This is a genomic window from Parapusillimonas sp. JC17, assembly GCF_052180245.1.
Classification (GTDB): domain Bacteria; phylum Pseudomonadota; class Gammaproteobacteria; order Burkholderiales; family Burkholderiaceae_B; genus Parapusillimonas.
This window is the reverse complement of sequence record NZ_CP197474.1, coordinates 1,473,272-1,484,919: the sequence shown is the minus strand read 5'-3', so window position 1 is coordinate 1,484,919 and position 11,648 is coordinate 1,473,272. Positions and strand designations below refer to the sequence as shown.

General features: G+C 62.8%; 12 protein-coding genes. 4 read left to right on the top strand and 8 right to left on the bottom strand.

Annotated elements, in window-relative coordinates; translation table 11 throughout:
- The first annotated feature begins 3 nt into the window (after nt 1–3).
- From ACSBPU_RS07180 to eda, 3 genes are all read left to right on the top strand, one after another.
- Nucleotides 4–381, top strand: coding sequence for a DUF423 domain-containing protein (locus ACSBPU_RS07180; protein WP_442596782.1), 378 nt, complete (start codon nt 4–6; stop codon nt 379–381).
- 113 nt (nt 382–494) lie between these two features.
- A complete protein-coding gene (gene edd / locus ACSBPU_RS07175) occupies nt 495–2,336 on the top strand; it encodes a phosphogluconate dehydratase (protein ID WP_442596780.1) in 1,842 nt (613 codons plus the stop codon).
- 37 nt (nt 2,337–2,373) lie between these two features.
- Nucleotides 2,374–2,991: a bifunctional 4-hydroxy-2-oxoglutarate aldolase/2-dehydro-3-deoxy-phosphogluconate aldolase gene (gene eda, locus ACSBPU_RS07170; RefSeq protein ID WP_442596778.1), complete on the top strand. Its 618-nt coding sequence runs from the start codon at nt 2,374–2,376 to the stop codon at nt 2,989–2,991.
- A 22-nt stretch (nt 2,992–3,013) separates the two neighbouring features.
- Here the strand turns inward: eda and ACSBPU_RS07165 are convergent, their stop codons facing one another.
- From ACSBPU_RS07165 to ACSBPU_RS07130, 8 genes are all read right to left on the bottom strand, one after another.
- Entirely contained in the window at nt 3,014–3,994 is a 981-nt protein-coding gene (locus ACSBPU_RS07165; protein WP_442596776.1) for a 2-hydroxyacid dehydrogenase, read from the bottom strand.
- A complete protein-coding gene (locus ACSBPU_RS07160; RefSeq protein ID WP_442596774.1) occupies nt 3,994–4,932 on the bottom strand; it encodes a sugar kinase in 939 nt (312 codons plus the stop codon). The genes ACSBPU_RS07165 and ACSBPU_RS07160 overlap by 1 nt, the downstream gene beginning before the upstream one ends.
- On the bottom strand, nt 4,929–5,699 hold the full coding sequence (locus ACSBPU_RS07155; RefSeq protein WP_442596772.1) for a sugar phosphate isomerase/epimerase family protein: 771 nt from the start codon (nt 5,697–5,699) through the stop codon (nt 4,929–4,931). The genes ACSBPU_RS07160 and ACSBPU_RS07155 overlap by 4 nt, the downstream gene beginning before the upstream one ends.
- Before the next feature lie 18 nt (nt 5,700–5,717).
- Nucleotides 5,718–6,512 carry an amino acid ABC transporter ATP-binding protein gene (locus tag ACSBPU_RS07150; protein ID WP_442596770.1) on the bottom strand — a complete coding sequence of 265 codons (795 nt, stop codon included), beginning with the start codon at nt 6,510–6,512 and terminating at the stop codon, nt 5,718–5,720.
- Nucleotides 6,513–6,530: 18 nt separating this feature from the next.
- The gene (locus ACSBPU_RS07145; protein WP_442596768.1) at nt 6,531–7,337 is read right to left on the bottom strand and encodes a transporter substrate-binding domain-containing protein; all 807 of its coding nucleotides are present in this window, start codon (nt 7,335–7,337) and stop codon (nt 6,531–6,533) included.
- Nucleotides 7,338–7,407: 70 nt separating this feature from the next.
- On the bottom strand, nt 7,408–8,061 hold the full coding sequence (locus tag ACSBPU_RS07140) for an ABC transporter permease subunit (protein ID WP_180067570.1): 654 nt from the start codon (nt 8,059–8,061) through the stop codon (nt 7,408–7,410).
- Nucleotides 8,061–8,732 carry an amino acid ABC transporter permease gene (locus tag ACSBPU_RS07135; RefSeq protein ID WP_442596766.1) on the bottom strand — a complete coding sequence of 224 codons (672 nt, stop codon included), beginning with the start codon at nt 8,730–8,732 and terminating at the stop codon, nt 8,061–8,063. The genes ACSBPU_RS07140 and ACSBPU_RS07135 overlap by 1 nt, the downstream gene beginning before the upstream one ends.
- A 252-nt stretch (nt 8,733–8,984) precedes the next feature.
- Nucleotides 8,985–10,031 carry a LacI family DNA-binding transcriptional regulator gene (locus tag ACSBPU_RS07130; RefSeq protein WP_442596764.1) on the bottom strand — a complete coding sequence of 349 codons (1,047 nt, stop codon included), beginning with the start codon at nt 10,029–10,031 and terminating at the stop codon, nt 8,985–8,987.
- Nucleotides 10,032–10,186: 155 nt separating this feature from the next.
- Between ACSBPU_RS07130 and zwf the strand changes: the two genes are divergently transcribed.
- Nucleotides 10,187–11,647, top strand: a complete 1,461-nt coding sequence (gene zwf, locus ACSBPU_RS07125; protein WP_442596762.1) for a glucose-6-phosphate dehydrogenase — start codon at nt 10,187–10,189, stop codon at nt 11,645–11,647.
- Nucleotide 11,648 lies beyond the last annotated feature (1 nt).

The following is an 11,648-nucleotide window of genomic DNA, read 5'->3' as shown; positions in this document are numbered from 1 at the left end:
AACATGTCTCCCCGCCTGCAAGTCATACTCGCTTCATTGATCCTGTTCATCGGCGTCGGCACCGGGGCCTTCGGCGCTCATGGTCTCAGGCAGCATGTCGGACCCGACATGCTGGCAACCTGGCAGACCGCGGTGCTGTATCAGCTGGTGCATGGCCTGGGCTTGCTGGGCCTCGCCATGCTGTACGAGCGCTATGGCGGCGCGCTGCTGCGTTCAGCTGGGGTCGTGATGCTGGCGGGCACCGTGATATTCAGCGGCAGCCTCTACGTGCTGGTGCTGAGCAACCAGAAATGGCTGGGCGCCATCACGCCGATAGGCGGCCTGGCTTTCCTGGTCGCGTGGGGCATGACGGCGCTGGCCGCCTATCGCCAGGCAAAATAGCTGCGCGGGGTCAGACCCCGTGCGGGGTCTGACCCCTAACCGATCCATGCTTGCGAGCACAATGTAGTTAAACTACAATATAAAACTACAGTCAGGCAAGCAGGAGTCTTTCCATGGCCATCCATCCCATCGTCCAGTCCGTCACCGACCGCGTCATCGATCGCAGCGCCGACATGCGCGGCCGCTATCTTGAACGCAGCCGTGCCGCCTACGGCAGCAAAGTCGAACGCAGCCACCTGGCCTGCACCAACTTCGCGCATGCCATCGCGGCGATGGGCGACGAGGAAAAGGCCAGGCTCAAGCAAGCGTCGCGGCCCAACCTTGCCATCGTGTCGTCCTACAACGACATGCTGTCCGCGCACCAGCCGCTGGGCGGCTATCCCGCGTGGATCAAGCAAGCCGCGTTCGCCGCCGGAGCCACCGCGCAATTCGCGGGCGGAGTGCCGGCCATGTGCGACGGCATCACGCAAGGCCAGGCCGGCATGGAACTCAGTCTTTTTTCCCGTGATGTCATCGCCATGTCGACGGCGATCGCCCTGAGCCACCAAATGTTCGACGCCGGTGTCTTCCTGGGCGTCTGCGACAAGATCGTTCCGGGGCTGCTCATCGGGGCGCTGAGTTTCGGCCACCTGCCGGCCGTTTTCGTTCCCGCAGGCCCCATGGGCACAGGCATATCCAATACCGAAAAGGCCATGGTGCGGCAACGGCACGCGCAGGGCAAGGCCGGGCACGAGGAATTGCTCGAATCGGAAACCCGCTCCTATCATGGGCCGGGCACCTGCACGTTCTACGGCACGGCCAATTCCAACCAGATGCTGATGGAGATCATGGGACTGCATCTGCCGGGCAGCGCCTTCGTGCCTCCCAGCACGGCCCTGCGTGAAGCGCTGACCCGCGCCGCCGCGCGGCGCGCTGTCCAGATCACTGCCCAGGGCGACGAATTCACGCCCATAGCGGAAGTCATTGATGAAAAAGCCGTCATCAATGGCATCGTCGGCTTGCTGGCGACCGGCGGATCCACCAATCACACTCTGCATCTGGTCGCCATCGCGCGAGCGGCCGGCATCGTCATCGACTGGGACGATTTTTCCGACTTGTCCACGGCGGTCCCGCTGCTGGCGCGGGTCTATCCCAACGGCGTCGCGGACATCAATCATTTCCAGGCGGCCGGAGGCATGTCCGTCGTGATCGCCGAACTGCTCGGCGCCGGCCTGCTGCACGACGACGTGCGCACCATCGCAGGCCCCGGCCTGGAGCGCTATACCCGCGTACCCTTCCTGGATCACGGCACCCTGTCCTGGCAAGAGGGGCCGGCAGACTCGCTGGACCCAAACATCATTCGCCCGGCTGCCCGGCCTTTCAGTCCCGAAGGCGGCTTGAAGCGCCTGCAGGGCAATCTGGGCCGGGCCGTGATCAAGGTCTCCGCAGTGCATCCGGAGCACCGTGTGGTCCAGGCCCCGGCGCGTGTCTTCGACAGCCAGGACGCGCTTCTGCAGGCATACAATGAAGGCAGTCTAGCCTCGGACTTCGTTGCCGTGATTCGGTATCAGGGCCCCCAGGCCAACGGGATGCCGGAACTGCACAAACTGACGCCGGTACTGTCCCTGCTTCAGGACCAGGGACTGAAGGTCGCGCTGCTGACCGACGGACGCATGTCGGGCGCATCGGGCAAAGTGCCCGCCGCCATCCACGCCAGTCCCGAAGCCTTGGCGGACGGCCCCCTGGCCTATTTGCAGGACGGGGACATGATACGGATCGACGCCGTCGAAGGAAGAATGGACGTGCTCATGCCCGAGAGTTGGCGCGAAAGGACGCCCTCCAACGCGAAGCTCGAATCGGCTCAGGCCGGCTTTGGCCGCGAACTGTTCGCCTCCGCCCGGCGACACGCCACCGGCGCGGAATCGGGCGCGACGTTTTTCGGCCATGCCGATCATGACCCCTTTTTTCAGCGCTGACCGGCCCCGGTTTTAATCACTTCTTAGCGAGATACGCATGAATGCACAAGAACTGCTGGAACAAAGCCCCGTGATGCCGGTGATCGTCATCCAGGACATCGACACGGCCATCGATCTGGCCCGCGCGCTGGTGGATGGCGGCGTGCGCAGCCTGGAAATCACCTTGCGGTCCGAGGCCGCACTCGAAGCGATCACGCTCATCAGCCAGGCGGTGCCCGAAGCGCTCGTCGGCGTGGGCACCGTGCGCAGTGCGCGCCAATTGGAAACAGCCATCAACGCCGGCGCGCGCTTCGGCGTCAGCCCGGGCCTGACGCCCGACATTGCGCGTGCCGCCCGGCAGACCGGCGTTCCCTTCCTGCCTGGCGTGGCGACCGCGTCGGAAGCCATGCAAGCCGCCGATGAAGGCTTCATGGCGCAGAAGCTGTTTCCCGCCCAGGCGGTGGGCGGCACGGCGCTGCTCAAGGCACTGCATGGCCCGCTGCCCGATATCGTCTTCTGCCCCACCGGCGGCATCAACGCCGCCAATGCCCGCAGCTATCTGGACCTGCCCAATGTGAAGTGCGTCGGCGGCTCCTGGCTCACTCCCGAGGCCGCCGTCGCGGGGCGCCAGTGGCACCTCATCACCGAACTGGCGCGCCAGGCCTGCGCGCTATAGTCAGCGCCCGGGCGGGCCGGATTCAGCCCGCCACCGGCGGCAAACGGTAGACCGCGGGCGGCCGGCCGCCACCAAGCGCGGCCAGCAGGTTGTCGACCGCCAGCACCGACATGGCGATGCGCGTTTCATGCGTCGCCGATCCCACATGCGGCAAGGGCAGCACTTTGGGGTGCGTGCGCAAAGGCGAATCCAGCGGCAAGGGCTCGACATCGAATACGTCCAGGCCCGCCGCGCGCAAGTGCCCGCTGTCCAAAGCCCGGACCAGGGCATCTTCCTGCACGATGGGGCCTCGCGCGCCGTTGACCAAAATGGCGCCCGGCTTCATCAGGGCGAATTCCCGAGGCCCCATCATGCCTTGGGTCTGCGGCGTCAAGGGCAGCACCAGCGTCACGAAATCCGATCGGGCCAGCAAGTCGTCCAGCGGCACGGCGTGGGCTTTTCCCTCGGGCAGACCGCTATCGACCGGATTGCGGGCGTGATAGAGCACCGGCATCCCGAAGCCCAGCGCAGCCCGCCGGGCCAGCGCCTGGCCGATGCGTCCGTATCCCACGATGCCCAGCGTCTTGCCATGGACGTCCCAGCCAAAGAGTTCGTCGCCTATGCTCTTGTTCCAGCAACCGTCCTGCACATAGCGTGCCAGTTCGACCAAACGCCGGCTGGCCCCCAGAATCAGCGCGAACAAGAGGTCCGCCACGGTTTCGGTCAATACGCCCGGGGTATGGCACAGGGTGATGCCCCGCCGCGCCAGGGCATCGAGTTCGAACTTGTCGACCCCCACGGAGATGCTGGAGATCACCTCGAGCCGATCTGCCTGGGCGAGGATGGCGTCGTCGATCAGATAGCTGGACCCGATCATGCCATGCACTTCGGGAAGCGCATCAAGAAAGGCCTGCTGTTGATCCGGAATACGCGGGTTCGCCTCGATCACGTCGTATTCGCAACGTATCCGCGCCAGCTGCTCGGGCGGCAATTGCCTGTACACCAGGACGCGCTTGCGGCTCATCAACGGTCTCCCAGCTCCTGCCTCGTCGGCAGGCCTTCGGTGTCGCCCAGCACCTGAACCGCGCGCGCGCCTATCCAGGCGCCGCGCTCGACCGCGGCACGGATATCCTTCCCTTCGAGCAAGGCGCTGATCACGCCCGCGGCAAAGCCGTCGCCGGCGCCCACGGTATCGATGACTTTCTCGACGGGAAATCCGGCAACGTAACCCGTCTGGCCGACCGCATCAAAATATGCGCCCGCCGCGCCAAGCTTGATCACGACGACCTTGGCGCCGCGGTTCCGATAGAAGCGCGCGATATCCTGGGGCGACTCGAGCCCCGTCAGCAACCTTCCCTCTTCCAGGCCGGGGAATACCCAGTCTGCAAGGAATGCCAGGGCGTTGATGCCCTCGCGCATGGCCTCGGTCGACGCCCAGAGAGTGGGTCGCAGGTTGGGGTCGAATGAAACCGTCGCGCCGGCCTCTTTCATGATTTCCATGGCCTTTTGCGCGACCTGGTAGCAATTTCCGGAAATCGCCGGGAACACGCCGGTACTGTGCAAATGCCGTGCACCGCGCAGCCAGGTTTCGTCGATGTCTTCCACACGCATCCGGCTTGCCGCCGACCCCTTGCGATGGTATTCCACGGGCGGGTCGCTGCCGTCGGTCACACGCCCCTTGAACTGCATGCCCGTGCGCTGGGACGCATCGCACACGACGTGCGAGCAGTCTATGCCCTCTTGTTGCATGGCATCCAGCAGATAGCGCCCCATGGAGTCGGACCCGAGCCGGCTGACCCAGCCGACCTTCAGGCCCAGCCTGGCCAGGCCGATGGCGACATTCGTTTCCGCCCCCGCGGTCCTCTTGTGGAAAAGCGTGGCGTGCTCCAACGGACCGGGCTGGTCCGCGACCAGCATCATCATCGCTTCGCCAAAGGTTATGACGTCCAGGGCATCGCTCACAGTTGATTCTCCAGTTCGCGCAGACTGCGCACGGCATCGCGGGTTACCCCGAGCAGGTCTTCGCCGACCAGCGGATACTCGATGGCGGCAGGCAGGGCACGCGGCATGGCACGCATGATCGCGCGCCAGGGCGCGATCGAATCCTGCAAAGGCACGGCGACCCATCGGCCAGGCTGCCGCAGCACGCCTTTGCAGTGCACATAGCGAACACGATGGGAAAACTCGCCGGCCGCCTGCAATGGACATTCGCCCACCCAGTGCCAGTTCCCGACGTCGAACGTCATGCCGAGGTCGAGTCCGGCCGCATCGGCCGCCTCGTAGAACCGGCTGAGGGCGTGCAGCGTTCCGGCAGCCACCGTCTGGTCGTTTTCGATCAACAGCGTCACGCCCGACGCCTTCAGCCTGTGCGCCAGCGCCGCAAGGCTGGCCACGGATCCAGTGGAAAACGCGCCGATGGACATCTTCAGCACCGGCGCGCCCAGCGCTTCGGCATAAGCCAACGCCCGGTTCAGGGCCTCAAGGTCCAGACCGCCGTCCGCACGCCACAGCATGTCGGGACAGGAATAGACGCATCGCAGCCCCGTATCGCGCACGATGGCGGCCAGCTCGGCGCATTCGGAGGCCTCGCCCTGCAGCAATTCGGCCCTTATTTCGACACCATCTGCCTGCGCCTGATGGCAAAGACGCGCGTACCACGGCTGCCCATGCCGCTTGACTTCATGCGCGCCAAACGAGGACAGGGAAATAAAAATCGATCGGGTGTTCATGTATGGCGTCGGCGGGCCCTAGTGATTGAGGATCTGGCCCAGGAAATTACGTGTCTTTTCCTGCTTGGGATTGCTGAAGAACTCGTCGGGTGGAGCCTGCTCGACGATCTTGCCGTCGGCCATGAAAATCACCCGGTCGGCCACGCTGCGCGCAAAGCCCATTTCGTGGGTCACGCAAAGCATGGTCATGCCGTCTTCCGCGAGCCCGATCATGGTATCGAGCACTTCCTTCACCATTTCGGGATCGAGCGCCGACGTGGGCTCGTCGAACAGCATGATCTTGGGGGTCATGCACAAGGCGCGCGCGATGGCGACGCGCTGCTGCTGCCCGCCCGATAATTGACTGGGGTACTTGTGCGCCTGATCGGCGATACGCACCCGTGTCAGAAACTTCATGGCTAGCGCTTCCGCATCGGCCTTGCTGGCCTTGCGCGAGCGCATGGGCGCCAGCATGCAATTCTGCAGGACGGTCATGTGCGGAAACAGGTTGAACTGCTGGAAGACCATGCCGACTTCCTGACGCACCGCGTCGACATTGCTTGCGCCGGCGGTAAGGTCTATGTCATTGACCACGATGCGCCCCTGCTGCACCTTTTCGAGTGCGTTGATGCACCGGATCAGCGTCGACTTGCCCGAGCCGGAAGGGCCGCAGATGACGATACGTTCGCCCGAGGAAACCGTCAGGTCGATGTCCGTCAGCACGTGGAACTTGTCATACCACTTGTTCAGCCCTTGGATCTCGATGATCGTTCCACCCTTCTGGGCGGAACGATGACCTTGATCGACAACAGCCGGATTTTGTCTGTCTGTCATGTTCGATCGCTATAGGAATCAGGATTTCTTCAGTTCGGGCAGCGGCGTACCCAGCCATTTTTCGAACAGCTTGCTGAATTCGCCGTTCTGGATGTTCTTGCTGACTGCCTCGTTCACCGCCTTCAGGGTATTGGGCTCGCCGGGACGCATGGCAACGGCCATTTCCTGCTGCAACAGCACGAATTTGTTTTCGAAGCGGTTGGGCGCGCGCTGCGCAATCTGGCCGGCGACCGTGGTGGAGCAGCCAATGGCGTCGACCTGGCCGGAGAGCAAGGCCTGCATGGCGGATGCGTCGTCATCGAAACGGCGGATGTTGGCGTCCTTCGGGGCGACCTTGGTCACCGCGATGTCCTGGGTGCTGGCGCGAGCCACGCCGATGCGCAATCCGGACAGATCCTCGGCTTTTTCGATCTTGGCATCCTTGCCGCCAAACACCACGATCTGCGCGGCCGAATATGGGTCGGAGAACTGGACCTGCTTGGCGCGTTCCGGCGTGATGGCCAGCGACGCCACAAGCATGTCGACCTTGTTGGTCAGCAGGAAGGGGATGCGGTTCGGGCCGGTGACGGGCACGATGTTGACCTTGACACCCAGGTCCTTCGCCAACTGCTTCGCCACGTCGGCATCGTAGCCATCGGGCTTGTTCTCGGTATTCAAAATACCGTAGGGCGGGAAGTCGACCAGCATGCCTACCGTCAGCTCGCCCTTCTGCTTGACGTCGTCGATGGTTTCGGCCGCCAACGGCGTCGTGCCGAGCGCCAATGCCGCGGTACCGGCCAGCAAAGCCGCTCCCGCGATTTTCTTCATATTCTTGAATACAAACATTTCACGTCTCCAAATAGGAATAGAGTGGATCAAACTACAAGAAACCGGGCTGCGTCCGCGCCCGAATCCGTCATCGCGCCAGCGATAAGGCCAGCTTCCGTTCGAGGCGCGCCGCCAACAAGGACAAAGGCCAGCACAACAGGAAATAGATGATGGCGACCACCGAGAACACCAGCATGGGCTGGAAGGTCGCGTTATTGATGATCTGGCCGGCGCGAGTGAGCTCGGTGAAACCGATGATGGCGGCAAGAGACGTGCCCTTGACGATCTGGACCAGATAGCCGACCGTCGGCGGAACGGCGATCTTCATCGCTTGAGGCAGCACGATGTCGCGCATTTTGTCACGGTAGGACAGCCCCAGCGCCTCCGCCGCTTCCCATTGCCCCCTGGGAATGGCCTCGATGCAGCCGCGCCAGATTTCGGCAAGGAAGGCTCCGCTGTTCAGCGTCAGCGCAACCGCGGCCGCCAGCCAGGGGTTGATGTCCAGGCCGATGACCGGCGCACCGAAAAAGACGAGGAAAAGCTGCAGCAGCAGAGGCGTGCCGCGGAACAGCTGAATGAAACCGATGGAAAGGCGACGGGCGATCGGGCTGTCGGCGGTGCGGGCCAGCGCGACGATCAACCCGACGATGCCGCCGCCGATGAACGCCATGATGGACAGGACGATGGTCCACTGCGCCGCTTCAAGGATGAACCAAAAATCGGAATAGCCAAATGTACGCATTATCGACGGTCCGGATAGTTGAGGCCCCACTGGTACACCAGCCGGAACACATAAGAGAATGCCAGCGTCAGCGCCAGGTATATGCCCGTGATGACGATATAGATTTCAAAGCTGCGGAAGGTTTCCGACTGCAGGTTGGCGGCGACCGAGGTAAGGTCGTCGGCAGAAATGACCGAAACCACGCTCGATGCGAGCATCAGCAGGATGAACTGGCTGGTAAGCGCGGGATAAATGGCCCGCAATGCCGGCTTGAGCACAATGAAGCGGAACACTTCGACCCGCGACAGGTTCAAGGCATGGCCGGCTTCTATCTGGCCCTTGGGAATGGACTCTATGCCGGCCCGGACGATTTCCGTGGCGTAGGCGCCCAGGTTGAATACCATGGCGATCAGGGCCGCCATGTAGGGGGACCACCTGACGCCGACGGCCGGCAGCGCGAAGAAAAAGAAGAAAAGCTGGACCAGAAACGGCGTGTTGCGGATGACCTCGATGTAGACATTGATGAGCCAGCGCAGCGCGGCGGGGCCGGCTGTCTTGCCCCAGGCACACAGGATGGCGACCAGCAAGCCAAGTATCATCGCCGTGAAGGACAGCTGGATGGTCATCCAGGTGCCGTGCAACAGCAAAGGCCAAGCCTCGAAAACCGGACCAAATTGAAAGGAATAATTCACTTTATTTTGAACCCACGGTGTCGCCGACGGTAAAAGCATACCGCGCGGCCGGAAAAATACCTATATCTGAATCGGCCCCGCCAACGGGAGGTCCGATTCACGATACTGGAGCACCCACAGCAGGAACGTACTGCTACGGAATCTTGTGAAACCGGTTTCAGACTGTGGCTAAAGTTGTGGGGATTATATCAGCAGTTTTTCACGTCATCGTTTTCGGCGGATTTGCCGGGAAGGCCCCAAATGCGACGGGCGTCAGGCCGGCGCGACCACGCGGGAGGCGCGAGTGCGCGTGGAACCACGCGCGGCCAGCGTGCCGGGCAGCAGAATCGTGCGCGCCGGCACCGCAAGGCCGTCCAGCCGCTGCAGCAGGCAACGAGCGGCCAGGCGGCCGATCTGCTCTGTGGGTTGCGATACCGCGCTGACCCCCGGTCCCACGAAAGGCGCCCATGGCGCGTCGTCGATGCCGATCAAGCCGACGTCCTCGCCCAAGCGCCAGCCCAGCGCCGCAATGGCGGCAATCAGCCGCAAGGTAACGACGGCATTGTTGGAAATCAGCGCGGGCGTGCCGCGTGCATTGTCGCGCAGCGCTTTCAAGCGATGCATGAGCGCGGCGTCCCCCGCCGCGTGGCATTCGAAGCTGTCGCCTCGCAGCACCTCGCCGTGCGCCTGGACGAAAGCCGTATAAGCCTTGGCCCGCTGGATGCGTGAGCTGACCTGCCCAAGCGGTTCGGACACCAGCAGGAAGTCCCGATAGCCCTCGGACAGCAAATGATCCATGCAAAGCCCGATGGCATGCGGATTGTCGAGCGACACGAAATCCACATCCAGCCCTTGATGCATGCGATCCACCAGCACGACGGGGCGGCCCTGCCCCGCGTTTTCAAGCACGGCGCCGGCATCATGCCCCATGGTGTTGAGTATGAAGCCCTCGACCTTATAGGAAGACAATGCCTGTATGCCCGCGCTTTCCCGCTGGCTTTCATTGCCGAGGTTGAAAAGCATGACCAGATAGCCGGCCTCTCGGCAGGCCAGCTCCGCACCGCTCAATACGGCGACCGAGTATGGGTTGGTAATGTCGGCCACGACCAGGCCGATCAGCCGCGACCGGCCCCTCTTCAATGCCTGGGCCATGGGGCTGGGCTTGTATCCCAGCTCCATGACCGAAGCCTCTACCCGCTTGGCGATGGCAGGCGTCAGCATGGTGTCGCGATGATTCAGGAAGCGCGAGACCGTCGCCTTGGAAACGCCCGCATGCCGGGCCACGTCGGCGATGGTGCTGCGTTGGGAGGTCTTGGGCATGAAATTTGTTGGCGCAGGCCAAATTGAAAAGCACAATTGGATTGTAGCCAGCTATCGCCCCTCGGGCAGCCGGCTTTACAAGACGGCCGACAAGTAGCCTAATTACAGAAACGGGCACGTAGTCCGCCAACGCTGCAAGGTCCCAGGAACTTCTCATGGCGTGTACCCCTCCCTTCGACATCGTCTTTTTCGGCGGCACCGGCGATCTTGCATTACGCAAGCTGATCCCGGCCTTGTACCAGGCCCACCGTGCCGGGTTGCTGCATGCCGACGGGCGCATCTTCGCACTAGGCCGCGGGGCGCAAGGCCGGGAAGACTACCTGCGCACCCTGGAGACTCGCGTCAAGCCCAGGCTGGGCGCTGATTTCGAGTCCACCACGTGGGCCGACTTCCGTGACCGTATCGATTTCCTGCAGCTGGACGCCAATCGGCAAGCGGACTACGCCAAGCTGGTCGAATCCCTGGGCCTGGATGCACAACGCATCACCGTCTGCTATCTGGCCACCGCTCCGCAGCTGTTCATCACCATTTGTGAAAACCTCGCCCGCATCGGGATGAATCACCCCAACATCCGGCTCGTGCTCGAAAAGCCGCTGGGACATGACCTTCAATCCTCCAATGCCATCAATGCCGCCGTGGGCGAATGCTTCGACGAAAACCAGATCTACCGGATCGATCATTACCTGGGCAAGGAGTCCGTTCAGAACCTGCTGGCCATCCGCTTCGGCAATACGCTGTTCGAGCCGCTCTGGCGCAGGGAATGGATAGACCACATACAGATCACCATCGCCGAAGAACTCGGGGTCGAAGAAAGGGGCGACTTCTATGACCACACCGGCGCCTTGCGCGACATGCTGCAAAGCCATCTCCTCCAATTGCTTTGCATGGTCGCCATGGAGCCTCCCTCCAGCCTGGCTGAGGAAGCCGTGCGCAACGAAAAGCTAAAGGTTCTGAAATCGCTCAAGCCGTTCAGCGTGGAGGATGTCCTGGGCAAGACCGTGCGAGGGCAGTATCGCAGCGGCGCCATACGGGGCGCGCCGGTGCCCGGGTATCGCGAAGAACCGCATGTCGCTCCCGACAGCATTACCGAGACCTTCGTGGCGCTGCAGGCGGAAGTCATGAATTGGCGCTGGGCGGGCGTCCCGTTCTTCCTTCGCACGGGCAAACGCATGCAGGAACGGGTGGCCGAAATCGTCATTCATTTCCGCCCGGTCCCGCACGCCCTTTTTCACACCCCTTTCAACCTGCAGCCGGCAAACAAGCTCGTCATCCGCCTGCAACCCTCCGAAAGCATCCGCCTGTACTTTCTTGCGAAAGCACCGGGCGACGCGATGAATCTACAATCGGCCTATCTGAATCTCGATTTCCATACCTTGTTCAAAGCGCGGCACGCGGATGCCTATGAACGACTGTTGCTCGACGTCATACACGGACGGCTGGCCCTGTTCATGCGGCGCGACGAACAGGCGCAAGCCTGGGTCTGGGTGGAACCGATACTGGCCTGCTGGCAACAGCATGGCATCGCGCCGAAGCCGTATATTTCAGGCAGCTGGGGCCCGGCCGCCTCCAGCGGCTTGCTGTCCAGGGCGGGTGTGGTCTGGCATGAGGAAAACTGAC